Here is a 16,878-nt window from a genome sequence, read left to right on the forward strand (position 1 = left end):
TTATCAAATGAGGTCAACGGCGAACCGGCAGCCTGCCGAGTCAACGCCCGTTCCAGAAAATCATGCCCGGAGGGGACCTGCAGCATGCTCAAAACTATTGTTTTTGATGTAAACGAAACACTGCTGGACCTGGCTGCACTCGACCCCTTATTCGAAAACCTGTTCGGCAACAACTGCGTGCGAACCGAATGGTTTTTGACGCTGCAAGAGTGCTGGATGACCAACGTCATAACCGGCCAGTATCAACCGTTCGGCGATCTGGCACAGGCCGCGTTGAACATGGTCGGCTCACGACATCAGGTAAAGATCGGCAACCACCAGTGCCGGGAACTGACAGATGGAATCACGTCGCTTCCTCCGCACAAGGATGTTCGTCAGGCTCTTCAAATGCTGAGTGACAACGGGTTTGTCCTGGTTGCCCTGAGCAATGGCGCGCTGGAAGCGCTAAGCAAACAGCTCAACTCGTCAGGACTGACCGACTGCTTCGACTACATCATGGCGGGTAGCGAAATCAGTCGATTCAAGCCAGCGCTGCAAACCTATCAAATGGTCGCAGACCGTTTGAGCGTCAACACGGACCAGATGATCATGGTCGCGGCCCATGCCTGGGACATCGCCGGGGCGGCCCGGGCCGGTTGCAAGTCGGCTTTTGTCGAACGTCCGGGAAAGGTACTCAACCCGATCGGAACGAAGCCCGACTGGATCGGCAAAGATCTCGAGGATGTCGCCAGAAAAATATGCGCAGCCAATACCGAAGCGTCGTAGCGGCGCTTCGAGAGGGGTGCTTTGCAGATCAATCGATTGGATATGAACTGTCTTGGGGTGCTTGAGCGAGGCTGCGCTTGAGGAAACCCAAGGCATCTTGGTAGATTTGATGCCATGCGCCAGAGGGCTCGCTATCCAGCGGATGCCAAAAGAATTCAAAGGCGTGGCCTCCGTCATCTTCGGCAAAATGAACCCAGGTATCGGGAAGCTCTTGCGTAACGTGACATTGGTGAAATGCCCACGTCTGTCCTGTTATAGAACGCAACAAACCGAGATATCGTCCAGCCTTGCCACGGATACCGGCTTCCTCAAGCAGCTCACGCACAGCAGCCACTTCGGTTGACTCTCCCGGCTCAACACTTCCCTTGACCAGTTGCACCCCTGCCATTGGATGGACGAACGCCAAAATCTCTATGGTTTCCCGACTTCGCAGCACTACCGGGCAAGCTTTGTCCACCACCATGCCGTGCCACCTCTTGGTCAATAATTTTTAGTCTTGAACGAGTTGAAACGACAGTAGCCTACAACGGAATGTATTGATTTAGATGCGTCGTCAAGGTATGGCTGCCATTCTTGGAGCGGCCCCTCCAGCACTACAATCTCGACAAATCGACAATTCAAAGGTGTGACGTGGAGTTCAAACGGGATAAATTCAACGGCATCATTATTGCCGCCGCCTCGCTGCCGGTTGACCCGCAAGCGTTGCGTAGCGCCGTCGACGCGTTAGTCGTCCTCATCCAGCAGGAGCGTCTTGCTCTTGCCTGGATTACCCTGCCGATCAGCGATGCTCAAGCCATTCCGGTCTTCACCGCCGCCGGTTTCTCCTTCCATAGCTGTCTGAGCGACCAGTTGACCTTGGTACGCCGCCACTTCGAGCAAGCCTTTGTGCCATTCATACCCACCCATACAGTAGGGGCCGGGGCCATCGTCATAAACGACGCGGGAGAACTTCTTGTCATAAGGGAACGAGGTACTACTGGTTTCAAACTACCGGGAGGCCATGTAGACCCAGCCGAGCGAATTCAGGATTCGATCGAGCGCGAGGTACTCGAAGAGACAGGGATTGAATCGAAGTGCGATTCTATTGTGGCGTTCACTACCAAACACCCCTACCAGTTTGGCAAATCCAACATTCACTTTATTTGCCGAATGACAGCCATGACGCAACGTATCAACATACAGGACACCGACGAGATTGAAGAAGCAAAATGGGTAGCGCTGCAGACCTACGTGGCAGACGCTCGCAACAGCTTGTTCAACCGGCAGTTGGTTACCGATGTAGCATTCAGTCAAGGGCTGATCTCCACTCCCTATTCGGGCAACATTGGGCCTCACAAAAAACAGGAAATTTTCACGGCGGCTGGCTGATCAATTCAGACCAGCGTCAGGAATACGTCCGGCTATTGAATGTTTTTAACCCAACGGACTGTCATCTATGCGGAGCGCTGGGTTAGTTTGAATCATCTGGCAGCGCAATATATTGAGGGCAGCCCACTGTTTCTGATATCTCAAAGTGATCGCCTTGTATCGCTCCGATATGATTTAATCCGGACGAGAAATACGTCCCCTTAGCCCGCCTTGTGCGGGCTGAACCCGTAAGAGAGGGACGATTTTAGCCCTTCAAGGACGAGCCGGAGAATGGATGAAAGCTGACAGTAGCGATGCTCCTAAACAAGTAATGCGAAGACGTCACAAACACAGCGTTTTCTACACGGTCACCTGCCTGGTGATTGGAAGCGTAGCCACGATAGGTGCGCTCCAGTGGGTAAGCCGAGCCCCCGGCCTGGACTCAGCGTATAAACAGACGATAAGCCCAGCCGGAAAAATCGAGGCACTGGCGCGCGCAAGTGATATGCCTGCGAGGCAAGGCCCTGATTCATCATGGCTTCGAGCATCATCGGAAACACGCCTACCCGCCAATACAGCTCATCAAACCGTCTTCAATGATCAGAACTTCATTCCTGAAGGCGCCGACAACGTCGTTGCACTTCGAGTTGGCTCCGACCTTTCCCTGAGAAAGGAGGCCTCAAAGAAAGTAAAACTGACCATCGTGCGGCAATCACCCAGCATGAAAGATCGAGCGTGCTGGCCTTACAGACAGGGAAGTATCCAATCCCGGAACTGCCGCGCCTCGATCGGCCTCAACCATCGAGACTAGGCCAGGCACGGTAAAAAAATGGCTATCCCTGTGACCGAAAACTATCGGTCAGTAAGGGAGCTTAGCCAGCAAAACCAATACCACTGTTTCATCGACTCGCATTGAGCGCGTAAATCATGATCATTGATAGTGGTACAACTACCGCCACCCTGTTTGGCTTCAAAATAGGCACACTCGTCATGATCACTGATGCTGCTGCAACTGGCAAATGTATACGCGCGGAACATCAACAACATTGCAAAAATAAGCTTCATCTGACACGTCATTGGGTTTGCAAGAGAAAACAGTCTGGCACCATCTGATCGTGGCTGATTGAGCGTTTGATACGCTATCAAATTGATAACATTACAAGGGGAACTATCGAGCAAAGGAAGCCGAAACCAATTCGGCATGTTGAAGAATAAACACACGTAAGAGACGTCAAAGCCGATAAAAAAGTCCGGCTTTTGGTAGGGAATCAATCATCGCGCCAAGCTTCGTACTCACATCAAGCAACGGCGGGCCACCGAAAGCTTTCCATCTTCCATGCACATACGATGCAACACCATAAGGTTTCAGTATGAGCAGTATAAAAGCCTGTAAAGCTTCGATAAATATGGTGTCCCAGGCGGGGTTCGAACCTGCAACCTTCCCCTTAGGAGGGGGATGCTCTATCCAATTGAGCTACTGAGACACTGCGTGCCAGCACACCGATCGGTGCCAGCGAGGACGGCGTGCATCTTAGCGGCATGCACGGCATTTGTCATGTCGTCATTGCCCTTCAGGGCTGTAGCCGATGTCACCTCGGAAGCGGGCCGAATAAACCCATCGTGCATTTTGCAACACTCCAAAAAGCCATCATTGCAAAACGCACTGGATCAGACTTTTTTATATTTAATAACTTATTGATTTATATAGACTTTTTATCTATTTCAGCTTGGCATGCAGACTGCATTATCAATATCACTGAACACATCTCATCCCAAACGGTCGGGCACAGGTACTGGACAATGAACAAGACTCTCTCAGTGTTGAATGCGGCAGCTCTGGTGGCTCTGGTAGCGTTTCATTTCCAGGATTCTGGCGCTCATAGCGAGCAGGCAACTGCACCGGTCCGTGTTCATCATCAAATCAGCCAGGCGCCTCAGTTGGCGATCATGACCGACCGCAGTTCAAGCGCTGTGGTGCTGGCAAACGATGGCGATAAAGCGCTACAGATGCCGCACGCCGATCAGCGTTGGGTCTTCTGATTGTGTATGTGCAAACCGGTTTCACGCCCCCATTTTTGAGAAAGTAGCCATGTCAAAATCTGCACTGTCGTTTCTGGTCCTTGCGCTCATGGCTGTGGTCGTTGATCTGTTGCTGCCTGTCCAGGCCCAAGCCATGAGCATTGCAGCCAACATTTGTGCCGGAGTGTTTGCCAGTCTGTTCGTGGTTGCGCTGTTCGTCGGCCGCCGCTTCAAGTTTGACCCCGTTCTGCGCTGATCATGTAGCACCTCCCCACGCCGGATAACCTCCCCCGACCCTGTATCTTCACGCCCAAACCGTCCAAACCCCTGCTTTAAGCCTTACCAGACCCTCGGTCGGTTAGCCTCCTTGTGTTTTGAATTCGCGCCTAAGCTGAGAATCAGACGAGCGTGATGGCACTTAGCATTCAGATGCTGTCTGAATTGTCTGACGGCCAATGCGCTGACTTTGCAGATTCGTTCGCATTTCCGACAATTAGTACTGGCTAAACGCCTCTACCTGGGTCAATATTTGTCACAGAATTGACGCCAAGGATTCGACGTATTGCGGCATGATGTCGGCCCTTGGATTCGCGGTTGAACATTTGTCCAAAACGACTGTCTGAGAATGACAATCTTGCGGCCACTTGCTAGAACCGCTCCCCCTGAACTAACCGGTTAAATATATGAGCCCTATGAAACAGGCTACTTATTCCAGCCGCACGGCTGACAAGTTCGTCGTTCGCCTACCAGACGGCATGCGTAATCGCGTGCAAGAGGTAGCCAAGAATCATCACCGCAGCATGAACTCGGAGATCATTGCTCGCCTCGAACAAAGCCTGATTCAGGAAGGTGCTCTTGGCGACGAGCCAAGCCTGCGCCTTGACAGTCCTGAGCTGTCCTTGCACGAGCGCGAATTGCTGCAGCGTTTTCGCCAGCTGTCACATCGTCAACAGAACGCCCTTGTTTCGCTGATTGCCCACGACACGGAACTTGCTTCCGAAGAGTCTTGAGATTCAGCGTAAACGTTAAAAGGCCAGCGAAAGCTGGCCTTTTTTGTTGTAGTCCTTTTCGTCGTTAATACCGGCTGTATTAACAAATACCGCCGTAGGGCAATGCGCCGGGTAATAAAAAACCGCCTTTTTATGGCGGTTTTTTAGTTTAACGCTTTTAAGAAAGACGGCTTAGAGCAAAAAGATCGTAGCCAGCCCAAGAAAGATGAAGAACCCGCCACTGTCGGTCATCGCCGTAATCATGACGCTCGCCCCCATCGCAGGGTCCCGCCCAAGACGCGCCAGAGCCATAGGGATCGAAACCCCCATCAGCGCAGCCAGCAGCAGATTGAGCGTCATCGCCGCCGTCATGACAACGCCGAGTGACCAACTGCCATACAGCATGTAGGCGACAACGCCTATCACGCCCCCCCAAAGCAAGCCGTTGATCAGGCCGACAGCCAGCTCTTTACGCAGCAGCCGAGCCGTGTTCCCCGTGTTGACTTGATCCAGAGCCATCGCGCGAACAATCATGGTGATGGTCTGATTACCCGAATTACCACCTATACCAGCAACGATCGGCATCAGGGCAGCAAGCGCGACCAGCTTTTCGATAGACCCTTCGAACAGGCCGATGACCCGCGACGCCAGAAATGCCGTCACCAGATTGACTGCCAGCCAAGCCCAACGGTTACGCAGCGAGCGCCATACCGAAGCGAAGATATCCTCTTCTTCGCGCAGACCCGCCATGTTGAGGACTTCGCTTTCGCTTTCCTCACGAATCAGGTCGACCATTTCATCGATGGTCAGTCGGCCGATCAGTCGGCCATTCTTGTCCACAACAGGCGTGGAAATAAGGTCGTAACGCTCGAATGCCTGCGCAGCATCATAGGCGTCATCCTCAGGATGGAAGCTGACCGGATCGTTGGCCATGACTTCGCCAACCTGTTTTTCCGGGTCATTGACCAGCAAGCGCTTGATGGGCAAAACACCCTTGAGCACACCTTCTGAATCAACTACGAACAATTTGTCGGTGTGACCCGGCAGCTCCTTGAGCCTGCGCAGGTAGCGCAACACGACTTCAAGGCTGACATCCTCACGGATCGTCACCATCTCGAAGTCCATCAGTGCGCCGACCTGATCCTCGTCGTAGGACAATGCAGAGCGCACGCGCTCACGCTGCTGTGAGTCAAGCGCTTCCATCAGCTCGTGAACAACGTCACGGGGCAATTCGGGAGCAAGGTCAGCCAATTCGTCGGCGTCCATGTCCCGTGCCGCCGCGAGTAACTCATGATCGTCCATGTCGGCGATCAGGGTTTCACGAACGGAATCGGATACTTCGAGAAGAATGTCGCCGTCGCGATCGGCCTTGACCAGTTGCCAGACGGTCAGGCGATCTTCCAGAGGCAAGGCTTCGAGGATATAAGCGACATCGGCAGAGTGGAGATCTTCGAGCTTGCGCTGCAGCTCGACAAGGTTCTGCCGGTGAACCAGGTGCTCTACGCGATCCTGATGCTGACCTTCCTGACGGTGAGTCAGGTCTTCAACAATACGCTGGCGCTGCAGCAGATCCACAACCTGAGCCAGGCGATCCTGCAAGCTTTCCTGCGTTTTTTTTACTTCTCTTTCGGTCATAGGCGAGCTCCACTCCCAGCAGCAGAGCACGCCGGGAGATCAATCAGTTAATTCATGATTGTCAAAAAACACTATTGAGTTACGACTGGGTAAGTCCATGGAGGTATTCCACAAGCCCCGGCGGGGCTGACGGGCGCAATGATACACCGCTTTTAGCGAAGCGCACGCGAGAAATTCAGCTTATAACAATCGTTTGCAACACAAAGCTGCAAGCTTGCTTGAACCGCCGCGCACCCGACGTCACATCCAGGCAATAAATCCCGCTGGCCCCAGCAAAAGGCCGCCGCTAGGCTCTTGCGACACTCAGTCATGGAGGACCTGGTTATGCGTGCCGTCATTCATTTATCCCTGTGGAGCGTTCTGCTCTGCTTGCCCGGCCATGCAACCGCCAATAGCGTTCAACGCTGCGAGGATGCAACCGGAAAGATTACATTTACCACCCTGGGCTGTGCGCCAGGCCAAAGTACCCGCACACAGAGAGCCTTCAACGCCCCGCCCGGGACCATCATCGGATTACTGCCACCCAAAGACGATCGAGCGCTCGCGGGCGGTCAATCGACAACCAGGGAATTGGTAGTGGTGGGCACACGTGACGACGGCTGCGGCAATCGCCTGAACGCCGAACAACGCAGAGCAGCTATCATCAATCAACGCACGCCGCCTGGCATGACCAAGCGCGATGTCGAGAGCCTGCTGGGGCGCCCGGACAACGTCACCAATCGCAATGGCGAATTGCATTACGAATACAAACAGAAGAAAGGCCGCACCAACAAGGTGACGTTCGACGAACACGGCTGCGTTAAAGGAAAGCGATAGAAAGCAAAAAGCCCGCATCTTTCGATACGGGCTTTTCGTTGTATGGTGCACTCGACAGGATTCGAACCTGTGACCGCTCGGTTCGTAGCCGAGTACTCTATCCAGCTGAGCTACGAGTGCATTGGTGTTTTTAGACCAGATCACCTCTGGTTGAAGCCAGTTATCGGAAACCTTGTAATTGCTTACAGTGATTCAAACAACTTTAAATGGTGCACTCGACAGGATTCGAACCTGTGACCGCTCGGTTCGTAGCCGAGTACTCTATCCAGCTGAGCTACGAGTGCATGTGTTGGTGCCGCGCATTATAGGTCGCCAGATTGTTTTGTCAATCACTTTCTCTAGTAAATTCAACAACTTACCGATCAAGCCCAATCTGACGCACTACACAAATAATGGCGGAGAACGGGGGATTCGAACCCCCGACACCCTTTTGAGGTGTACTCCCTTAGCAGGGGAGCGCCTTCGGCCACTCGGCCAGCTCTCCGCAACACGGGGCGTATAATAACCACCCTTTTCCCCGTTTGCAAACCAAAAATTCAATAAAAATTAATGGCTTGGTTCTTCATCCTTCTCTTTCTTGATGCGAAGGTAAATCTCTTCACGGTGAACAGCGACTTCCTTGGGCGCATTGACACCAATTCGCACCTGATTACCCTTTACACCGAGTACGGTAACGGTGATTTCACCGTCACCGATGATCAGGCTTTCCGCGCACCGACGAGTCAGAATCAGCATACTTTTCTCCTTACGCCTTTATTCAGGGACAACAGTCTGCAAAACCAATAGGCAATGGCCAGTAGCAAAATGCCATAGCCATTATCTGTGTATCGACTTGCGCAGAGAAAACATCAGCCTCTCTGCGCAGTATCCGAAAGACGCGATTAGACCGCACCCTTCGGCGGCAGCATCAGTCACCCTGCCGAGGAGCATCCAGCTCGAATGCCGTGTGCAACGCGCGCACAGCCAACTCCAGATACTTTTCTTCGATGACCACAGAAACCTTGATTTCGGACGTGGAGATCATCTGAATGTTGATGCTCTCTTTGGCCAGAGCTTCAAACATGCGACTCGCGACACCTGCGTGCGAGCGCATGCCGACACCGACAATAGACACCTTGGCAATCTTGGTATCGCCGGAAACCTCACGTGCGCTGATTTCGCGCGCGGTCGCTTCAAGCACCTGCAGTGCCGCCTGATAATCGTTGCGGTGGATCGTGAAGGTGAAATCGGTGGTGTTATCGTGCGAGACATTCTGCACGATCATGTCGACTTCGATATTTGCCGCGCTGATCGGGCCGAGAATCTTGAACGCCACGCCGGGGGTGTCTGGCACGCCACGGATGGTCAGCTTGGCTTCATCGCGATTGAACGCGATGCCGGAAATGATCGGCTGTTCCATGGATTCCTCTTCATCAATGGTAATGAGGGTGCCCGGCCCCTCCTTGAAGCTGTGCAGAACGCGCAGCGGGACGTTGTATTTACCGGCGAACTCGACCGCACGGATCTGCAGCACCTTGGAGCCGAGGCTGGCCATTTCCAGCATCTCTTCGAACGTGATCTTGTCCAGACGCTGAGCCTGCGACACCACACGCGGGTCAGTGGTGTAGACACCATCGACATCGGTGTAGATCTGGCACTCGTCGGCTTTCAGCGCCGCCGCCAGGGCCACACCGGTGGTGTCAGAACCGCCACGCCCCAGGGTTGTGATGTTGCCGTTCTCATCGACGCCCTGGAAACCGGCGACCACTACCACACGACCTGCCTTGAGGTCGGAGCGGATCTTCTGGTCATCGATTTGCAGAATGCGCGCCTTGTTGTGCGCGCTGTCGGTGAGAATACGCACCTGATTACCGGTGTAGGACACCGCTGGCACGCCACGCTTGATGAGCGCCATCGCCAGCAAGGCGATGGTGACTTGTTCGCCCGTAGAGACGATCACGTCCAGTTCACGAGGAACCGGCTGTTCGCTGATCTGCCTGGCCAGCTCTATCAGGCGATTGGTTTCGCCGCTCATGGCCGACAGTACGATCACCAGATCGTCACCCGCCTCGCGGAATTTCTTGACCTTGTCGGCCACCTGCTCGATGCGCTCGACAGAGCCAACAGAGGTGCCTCCAAATTTTTGTACGATTAAAGCCATCTCAAAGCCGCCTCAAAACCCGTTAAGAGCATCCATTGACATTCGAATCATGCAGGGCCTGTCGTCATCCGGCAGGCCCGCGGATTCGACTCAGATTCCCTGCTCTACAAAAGGAACGGTCAGGGCCAGTGCTGCATCCAGCGCGCTCGCATCGACACCACCACCTTGAGCCATATCAGGACGACCACCACCTTTACCACCGACGGCGGCGGCCGCCTGTTTCATCAAATCACCGGCTTTGAGTTGGCCAGTCAGGTCCTTGGTCACGCCTGCGACCAAGACAACCTTGTCTTCATAAACACTGCCGAGCAGGATCACTGCGCGGCCGAGCTTGTTTTTCAACTGGTCGACAAGCGCCAACAGCGCCTTGCCATCCTGACCATCCAGGCGCGTGGCCAGAACCTTGACCCCTTTGACATCCTTCGCGGCAGACGACAGGTCGTCGCCGGCTGCGCTGGCTGCCTTGGCCTGCAGTTGTTCCAGTTGCTTTTCCAGCAGGCGATTACGTTCAAGCACCGCCGTCAGCTTATCCAGCAGGTTGTCGCGATTGCCTTTGACAAGCGTCGCGGCTTCCTTGAGTTGATCTTCGGCCGAGTTCAGCCAAGCCAGGGCTGCAGCACCGGTCACCGCTTCGATACGGCGCACGCCGGCAGCAACGCCGCCTTCACTGACGATCTTGAACAGCGAAATGTCACCTGTACGCTTGGCATGGATGCCGCCACACAGCTCGACGGAGAACTCGCCGCCCATGCTCAGTACACGAACGCTGTCGCCATACTTTTCACCAAACAGTGCCATCGCACCTTTCTTTTTGGCGGTTTCGATGTCGGTTTCTTCTGTCATTACCGGCGTGTTCTTGCGAATTTCGGTGTTGACGATATCTTCCAGCGCTCGCAACTGATCGGGCTTGATCGCTTCAAAGTGGCTGAAGTCAAAGCGCAGGCGCTGACTGTCGACAAGCGAGCCTTTCTGTTGAACGTGATCGCCCAGTACCTGGCGCAATGCAGCGTGCAGCAAGTGAGTGGCCGAATGGTTCAATGCGGTTGCATCGCGAACCTCATCAGCCACCTGTGTTTCCACCTGAGCGCCAACATTCAGACTGCCGGACGCCACAACACCGTGGTGCAGAAACGCACCGCCGGTCTTAGTGGTATCACTGACGTCGAAGCGTGCATCACCGGCCAGCAGGAAGCCGCTGTCACCGATCTGGCCGCCCGATTCGGCGTAGAACGGCGTGGAGTCGAGAATCACCACGCCCTCTTCGCCTTCGTTCAGGTGCGTGACCGACAGGCCTTCTTTATAGAGGGCGACGACAGTGGCGCTGCCAGTGGTTGCAGAGTAGCCGGTGAACTGCGTGGCTACGTCGACCTTGACCAGGCTGTTGTAGTCCATGCCGAACGAACTGGCAGAGCGGGCGCGCACGCGCTGGGCGTCCATTTCGCGCTCGAAGCCTTCTTCATCCAGGGTCAGGTTGCGCTCGCGGGCGATGTCGCCGGTCAGGTCCATCGGGAAGCCATACGTGTCGTACAGCTTGAACACGACTTCGCCAGGAACCACGGTCCCTTTCAGCTCGGCGAGGTCCTGCTCGAGGATCTTCAAGCCTTGCTCCAGAGTCTTGGCGAACTGTTCTTCTTCGCCTTTCAGAACGCGCTCGATGTGCGACTGCTGTTGCACCAGTTCAGGGAAGGCAGAGCCCATCTCGGCAACCAGCGCGGCGACGATCTGATAGAAGAAGCTGCCTTTGGCACCCAGTTTGTTGCCGTGACGGCAGGCGCGACGAATGATACGGCGCAGCACGTAGCCACGGCCTTCGTTGGACGGCAGCACACCGTCGGCGATCAGAAAACCGCAGGAGCGGATATGATCCGCCACCACTTTCAGGGAAGCCTGGTTTTCGTTGTTGCAGCCGATGGCCTTGGCCGACGCAGCCAGCAGGCTCTGGAACAAATCGATTTCGTAGTTGGAATGCACGTGCTGCAGAACGGCACTGACACGCTCAAGGCCCATGCCTGTGTCCACCGAAGGCGCGGGCAGCGGATGCAGCACGCCATCAGCCGTGCGGTTGAACTGCATGAAAACGTTGTTCCAGATTTCGATGTAACGGTCGCCGTCTTCTTCCGGCGAGCCTGGAGGACCGCCCCAGATTTCCGGACCGTGATCAAAGAAAATTTCGCTGCAAGGACCGCACGGGCCGGTATCACCCATGGTCCAGAAGTTGTCGGAGGCGTACGGCGCGCCCTTGTTGTCGCCAATGCGAACCATGCGCTCGGCAGGCACGCCGATCTCTTTGGTCCAGATATCGTAGGCTTCGTCATCGGTCGCGTAGACGGTAACCCAGAGCTTTTCCTTGGGCAGGTTCAGCCACTTTTCGGACGTCAGAAAGGTCCAGGCGTAGGTGATGGCATCGCGCTTGAAATAATCACCGAAGCTGAAGTTACCCAGCATTTCGAAAAAAGTATGGTGACGGGCGGTGTAGCCGACGTTCTCCAAGTCGTTGTGCTTGCCACCGGCACGCACGCATTTCTGACTGGTCACGGCCCGAGTGTAGGCGCGCTTTTCCTGGCCCAGGAAACAATCCTTGAACTGGTTCATGCCTGCGTTGGTGAACAGCAGGGTTGGGTCATTGCCCGGAATCAAGGAGCTTGAAGCGACACGGGTGTGGCCTTGCTCTTCGAAGAAGCCAAGGAAGGCTTCACGGATTTCTGCGCTTTTCATAGGTTCTTCCACGGAGACTGCGGCCAGAGGCAAGTACATAACGTCAAAGGACGTTGCGACGGCAAAGGGCCGCATTATATAGGCGTTGCGCCCTCGGTACAGTGTGTTTGTGCGATAGAAACAAGTAACTTGACGCCCGGCATGTCATGGGCGGTTGAACGCAGCGAATGCATCGACGACCTGCGCCACCTGCGCACGCGAAATATTCAGGTGGGTGACCATACGCAACCGCGGCGTAGCGGTAAGCACGATACCGCGTTCGGCGCAGAACGCCTTGAGTGAGGCGGCATGATCATCGATCTGCACATAGACCATATTGGTCTGAACAGGGTCGACACTGTAGCCCAGCCCGCTCAACCCTTCGGCGAGAAGCGCTGCATTTGCATGATCGTCAGCCAGCCGCTCGACCTGATGATCCAGAGCGTACAGCCCGGCAGCGGCAAGGCCGCCAGCCTGGCGCATACCGCCGCCAACCATTTTGCGCAGGCGGCGTGCCTTGGCGATCAGTGGCTGCGAGCCGCACAGTACGGAGCCGACCGGCGCACCAAGGCCTTTGGACAGGCACACCGAAACGGAGTCGAAATGCCGGGTAATCTCTCGAGCATCGACGCCCAGCCTCACCACTGCGTTGTAAAGACGGGCGCCGTCCAGGTGCAGCGCCAGGCCTTTTTCCAGGGTCAACGCGCGCGCTGCAGCCAGATACTCCAGCGGCAGGACTTTGCCCTGCATGGTGTTTTCAAGTGCCAGCAAACGCGTGCGGGCAAAGTGAAAATCATCCGGTTTGATGGTATCGAGTACATGCTGCAGGTTCAGCGAACCGTCAGCCTGCACTTCCAGTGGCTGCGGCTGAATTGAACCCAGCACTGCTGCACCACCGGCCTCGTATTTATAAGTATGGGCCTGCTGACCGACGATGTATTCGTCGCCGCGCTCACAGTGCGCCATCAGTGCCAGCAAATTACTCATGGTGCCGGACGGCACGAACAAGCCAGCATCGAACCCCAGGCGTTCAGCGAGCGTCTCCTCGAGCAGATTGACCGTGGGGTCTTCACCGTAGACATCATCGCCCACAGGCGCCTTGATCATGGCGTCGAGCATACCCGGCGTAGGCAGAGTCACTGTGTCGCTGCGCAAATCGATGACAGTCACAAAAAAGCTCCCTGAAATTCGAAAATCGATAATGCATGCAACGCTTGGCTTGCAACAAGGCATTACTGAGGCTGAGGCACATGATAATCAAGCGCTGCGACTCTCGATACTCCGCGTCCTTATAAGAAAAAGGCAGGAGTACCGTACGAAAGTGTCCATGCATGATCGAACGATCTGTGATAAAAATCCTGCGCCGGCCACGTAAAGTGGCGGCAACGTTCTCAGGGCGGGGCGCAACTCCCCACCGGCGGTAATGGCGCGCAATGCGTCTAGCCCGCGAGCGCTTGGGGGTCGCGGCTTTGGCCGGCGACCAACAAGGTCAGCAGACCCGGTGTGATTCCGGGGCCGACGGTCATAGTCCGGATGAAGAGAGAGCGGGATTGGTGTCTACAATAACGTCTGCAAAACCTCATCATGAACGACATCGTTCAGGAGGCTTTCCTACGTGACTTGAATCCCTTTCGATCCAAATGCCCTGTTTTTTCTATAAACAGGAGTCAGAACACGTGCAACCAACCGCAATCGACAGCAAAAGCAAGAGCCATTCAAACGAACGCGTCGCTTTCATTCAGGCCTGCTGGCACAAGGATATCGTCGACCAGAGCCGTAAAGGTTTTATCGCCGAAATGGCTAACCAGGGTTACGCCGAAAGTGACATCGACATCTTTGAAGTCGGTGGCGCCTTTGAAATCCCGTTGCACGCCAAGTTGCTGGCCAATAGCGGCCGTTACGCTGGCATCGTCGGCGCGGCACTGGTGGTGGACGGTGGTATCTATCGTCACGAATTCGTCGCGCAGTCAGTGGTCAGCGCACTGATGCAGGTCCAGCTGGAAACCGAAGTACCGGTTTTCTCCGTGGTCCTGACGCCGCACCACTTCCATGCAGGTGAAGAGCATCTGAAGTTCTTCTTCGATCACTTCGTACATAAAGGCGAAGAAGCAGCCAAGACCTGCGCGGATACTCTGAACAAGGTCCGCAGCCTGCGCCGCCTGGAAACCCAGCAAAAAGCGGCCTGCTGAAGTATCTAACCTGCAGATGCGCGGAGAACCGGGGCACCTCGGCTGGGCCTGATACACCGAGGTGCCTGGTTTTGCTGCCAGTTCCCGGTAGTTCGCGGACAAGTCCGCTCCTACTATAATCGCGGGAAAGCGTGAAGCGTTCAGTCAGCCAAGCGCTTCAGCACTGGCAGGCACAATCAGAATCCCCGCCCGCAGGCCGTTTTTGACTTTCGGGTTGGGGAATATGATTCTTGCGCCCTCTTCTTCCACCACCCAGCGTGAATCACTCACGTCCTCGGCCAACACGTAGCCTTTTTCAAGTTCGGTGAAGTTCTCCACGTCATCCGCCAGGTTGAACGTGAACGCGTCACTGCGCTTGATGACTTCCCGGGCGACGCTGAACAGTTGCAAGCCTTCCAGGTTCTCATCGGCTTCCGGCTCGGTGCCTTCGATGATCTGCTCCAGACGCAAACGCAGCGGCGCCAGGTTAACCTGCTGGTTGTGGCCGAAGGGCCGGGCCTTGCCCAGTTCCAGCGTGAAGGCCTCGGCACCCAGTTGATCGTAGGTATAGGCGCTGAACACGATGGACGGCTTGTTCTGCAACAGCACCGCACTCATCCCTGCTGCGCGCAGCCGGGCCAGTTCGCGGCGGGAGTGCTGGCGGCCTTCTTTCCACGGGTACAGCGCGAACTGCTCGATCTTCGAGCCACGAATGGCGGTGTGCAGGTCGTAATGCAGCCGATAACGGTCTGGCAGGCTGAAGAAGCTGGCGGCCAGCCGCTCCAGCTCGCAAGCGCGCAGGGCTTCCGCGCCGCCGCTTTGTTCGTGACGACCGTTGAACAGCCGGTTCACGTCCTGCTCGACAAACCGCGTGCCCCGACGCATGGCATCCGGGTTGCCGAACAGAAACAGAATACGTGCACGCGGTTTCAGGTCGCCGCGTGCGATGCTGCGGATCAGTTCGTCCAGCAGCTCGATGGGGGCAGTCTCGTTACCATGAATGCCGGCTGACAGCAGTAGGTCGGTGCCATTGTCACGCGCCTCTGGCGGACGGACCTCCAGGGCGCCTTCGCTCAGCCATCGCATGCGCACGCCTTCGACGGTCAGTTGAGTCTTCTCCGCCGGCTCACGTCCAGCCAGGGTCAGTTCAAGCAGTTTGCCGAGGGCGATCATGGTGTGCTTCCTCAGTGATTGCAGTCAGGACCGTGGACGTGACCGTCTTCTTCGGCGCCGATGTCGGCTGGTTCCATCTCCAGTTGCAGGCTGACCAGGTTGGTGGCCAGCGGGCGCAACAGCAGATTGGCGTATTCGGCATCGCCTTCTTCAACGTCAACGCCGATCAGCAACTGGCCACGGCCGTCTTGCTGAATCCACAGTTCCTTGCCCTGCCAGATCACGGCAACGCGGGTGCAGGAGGTTTCCAGCTGGGTGCCATCGGTGTCTTCAAGGATCAGTTGCAGGGCGTCGCTCATATGGAAATGCTCTCTATAAAGGAAATCGTGCATCGGGACGTTGCCCGACACGCAAGATGTTTCAATTCAGTTGAAACGGATAAACGGCACCCAGTTTAAGGATTTGCGTCAGTTCATCCAATGCCGTCCGGCATTCAGTGAGCAATCGCGGGTCGGCCAGGTCGTTTTCGCTCATGCGGTCACGGTAATGCCTGTCGACCCATTGGGTTAGCGTCTGATACAGCGGAGCGGTCAGGATCACGCTTGGGTTCACCGCCGCCAGCTCGGTTTCGTTAAGCGCCACGCGCAAGCGCAGGCACGCCGGCCCACCACCGTTCTGCATGCTTTGCTTGAGGTCGAACACCTTGACCTCGGCCACCGGGCTTTGGTCGGCCACCAGCCGTTGCAGGTAGCTCCAGACATTGGCATTGGCTTGGCATTCCTGCGGCACAATCAGCAACATCGAGCCATCGTCGCGTGACAACAGCTGACTGTTGAACAGGTATGAGCGCACTGCATCCTGAACAGACACCTCGGCCCGCGGCACGCAGATAGCCCGCAATTGCCCGCCTGCCCGACCGAGCTTTTCACGCAGCTCACCGAGTATCTGCCCGGTATGGAGGAAGGCGTCCTCGTGATAGAACAGCACGTCGCCATTGCCGACTGCGATCACATCGTTGTGAAACACGCCCTGATCGATGACCGCGGGGTTCTGTTGCCCATAGACAACGCCCTCTTCGCGCAAACCGTGCAAACGAGCGACGGCTCGTGACGCTTCAAGGGTCTGGCGAGCCGGGTACTTCTGCGGCGCCGGGTAACGTGTATCGAAGGCGCTGCGGCCAAACACAAAAAAT

The 16,878-nt window shown here is 55.7% G+C and carries 16 protein-coding genes, 4 tRNA genes and 1 riboswitch; of the genes, 7 read left to right on the top strand and 13 right to left on the bottom strand.

The features are described 5' to 3' along the window. The first annotated feature begins 84 nt into the window (after nt 1-84). Nucleotides 85-765 carry a haloacid dehalogenase type II gene (locus ALO43_RS15325; protein WP_024689783.1) on the top strand — a complete coding sequence of 227 codons (681 nt, stop codon included), beginning with the start codon at nt 85-87 and terminating at the stop codon, nt 763-765. Nucleotides 766-793: 28 nt separating this feature from the next. Here ALO43_RS15325 and ALO43_RS15330 read toward each other — a convergent pair whose 3' ends face one another. Then, nucleotides 794-1,228: an NUDIX hydrolase gene (locus ALO43_RS15330; RefSeq protein ID WP_024670160.1), complete on the bottom strand. Its 435-nt coding sequence runs from the start codon at nt 1,226-1,228 to the stop codon at nt 794-796. A gap of 167 nt (nt 1,229-1,395) precedes the next feature. Between ALO43_RS15330 and ALO43_RS15335 the strand changes: the two genes are divergently transcribed. Then, the gene (locus ALO43_RS15335) at nt 1,396-2,133 is read left to right on the top strand and encodes an NUDIX hydrolase (RefSeq protein ID WP_024670159.1); all 738 of its coding nucleotides are present in this window, start codon (nt 1,396-1,398) and stop codon (nt 2,131-2,133) included. Nucleotides 2,134-3,519: 1,386 nt separating this feature from the next. Here ALO43_RS15335 and ALO43_RS15340 read toward each other — a convergent pair. Continuing rightward, nucleotides 3,520-3,596: transfer RNA gene (locus tag ALO43_RS15340), tRNA-Arg, on the bottom strand. Between the two features lie 316 nt (nt 3,597-3,912). Between ALO43_RS15340 and ALO43_RS30730 the strand changes: the two genes are divergently transcribed. From ALO43_RS30730 to ALO43_RS15355, 3 genes are all read left to right on the top strand, one after another. Beyond that, nucleotides 3,913-4,152, top strand: coding sequence for a hypothetical protein (locus ALO43_RS30730; protein ID WP_024689782.1), 240 nt, complete (start codon nt 3,913-3,915; stop codon nt 4,150-4,152). Between the two features lie 49 nt (nt 4,153-4,201). Next, entirely contained in the window at nt 4,202-4,387 is a 186-nt protein-coding gene (locus tag ALO43_RS15350) for a PA3371 family protein (protein WP_024689781.1), read from the top strand. Between the two features lie 427 nt (nt 4,388-4,814). Continuing rightward, nucleotides 4,815-5,141 carry an Arc family DNA-binding protein gene (locus tag ALO43_RS15355; protein WP_002554423.1) on the top strand — a complete coding sequence of 109 codons (327 nt, stop codon included), beginning with the start codon at nt 4,815-4,817 and terminating at the stop codon, nt 5,139-5,141. Nucleotides 5,142-5,312: 171 nt separating this feature from the next. Here ALO43_RS15355 and mgtE read toward each other — a convergent pair whose 3' ends face one another. Then, nucleotides 5,313-6,755 (bottom strand): magnesium transporter, encoded by a 1,443-nt coding sequence (gene mgtE, locus ALO43_RS15360; RefSeq protein WP_024670853.1) that lies wholly within the window; start codon nt 6,753-6,755, stop codon nt 5,313-5,315. Nucleotides 6,756-7,079: 324 nt separating this feature from the next. Between mgtE and bamE the strand changes: the two genes are divergently transcribed. Beyond that, the gene (gene bamE, locus ALO43_RS15365) at nt 7,080-7,571 is read left to right on the top strand and encodes an outer membrane protein assembly factor BamE domain-containing protein (RefSeq protein WP_053480545.1); all 492 of its coding nucleotides are present in this window, start codon (nt 7,080-7,082) and stop codon (nt 7,569-7,571) included. 43 nt (nt 7,572-7,614) lie between these two features. Here the strand turns inward: bamE and ALO43_RS15370 are convergent. From ALO43_RS15370 to ltaE, 7 genes are all read right to left on the bottom strand, one after another. Continuing rightward, nucleotides 7,615-7,691, bottom strand: a tRNA-Arg gene (locus ALO43_RS15370). 87 nt (nt 7,692-7,778) lie between these two features. Then, nucleotides 7,779-7,855: transfer RNA gene (locus tag ALO43_RS15375), tRNA-Arg, on the bottom strand. Between the two features lie 109 nt (nt 7,856-7,964). Further along, nucleotides 7,965-8,055: transfer RNA gene (locus ALO43_RS15380), tRNA-Ser, on the bottom strand. A gap of 62 nt (nt 8,056-8,117) precedes the next feature. After that, nucleotides 8,118-8,306 (bottom strand): carbon storage regulator CsrA, encoded by a 189-nt coding sequence (gene csrA, locus ALO43_RS15385; protein WP_002554426.1) that lies wholly within the window; start codon nt 8,304-8,306, stop codon nt 8,118-8,120. Nucleotides 8,307-8,478: 172 nt separating this feature from the next. Next, a complete protein-coding gene (locus ALO43_RS15390) occupies nt 8,479-9,711 on the bottom strand; it encodes an aspartate kinase (protein ID WP_005889913.1) in 1,233 nt (410 codons plus the stop codon). 90 nt (nt 9,712-9,801) lie between these two features. Further along, a complete protein-coding gene (alaS, locus tag ALO43_RS15395) occupies nt 9,802-12,426 on the bottom strand; it encodes an alanine--tRNA ligase (protein ID WP_054997759.1) in 2,625 nt (874 codons plus the stop codon). 144 nt (nt 12,427-12,570) lie between these two features. After that, nucleotides 12,571-13,575 (bottom strand): low-specificity L-threonine aldolase, encoded by a 1,005-nt coding sequence (ltaE, locus tag ALO43_RS15400; protein WP_024689779.1) that lies wholly within the window; start codon nt 13,573-13,575, stop codon nt 12,571-12,573. Between the two features lie 213 nt (nt 13,576-13,788). Continuing rightward, nucleotides 13,789-13,955: riboswitch (FMN riboswitch) on the top strand. 126 nt (nt 13,956-14,081) lie between these two features. Here ltaE and ALO43_RS15405 point away from each other — a divergent pair. Further along, entirely contained in the window at nt 14,082-14,594 is a 513-nt protein-coding gene (locus ALO43_RS15405; protein ID WP_054997756.1) for a 6,7-dimethyl-8-ribityllumazine synthase, read from the top strand. Nucleotides 14,595-14,738: 144 nt separating this feature from the next. On the opposite strand, the gene astE is transcribed toward ALO43_RS15405, so the two are convergent. The 3 genes from astE to ALO43_RS15420 all read right to left on the bottom strand — a co-directional run. Further along, entirely contained in the window at nt 14,739-15,746 is a 1,008-nt protein-coding gene (gene astE / locus ALO43_RS15410; RefSeq protein WP_024670850.1) for a succinylglutamate desuccinylase, read from the bottom strand. Nucleotides 15,747-15,757: 11 nt separating this feature from the next. Beyond that, the gene (locus tag ALO43_RS15415; protein WP_005889899.1) at nt 15,758-16,045 is read right to left on the bottom strand and encodes a hypothetical protein; all 288 of its coding nucleotides are present in this window, start codon (nt 16,043-16,045) and stop codon (nt 15,758-15,760) included. Nucleotides 16,046-16,106: 61 nt separating this feature from the next. Further along, a partial coding sequence (locus ALO43_RS15420; protein WP_162235592.1) for an N-succinylarginine dihydrolase occupies nt 16,107-16,878 on the bottom strand: 772 nt, incomplete at its 5' end.

This window comes from Pseudomonas tremae (genome assembly GCF_001401155.1).
In the GTDB taxonomy this organism is placed as follows: domain Bacteria; phylum Pseudomonadota; class Gammaproteobacteria; order Pseudomonadales; family Pseudomonadaceae; genus Aquipseudomonas; species Aquipseudomonas tremae.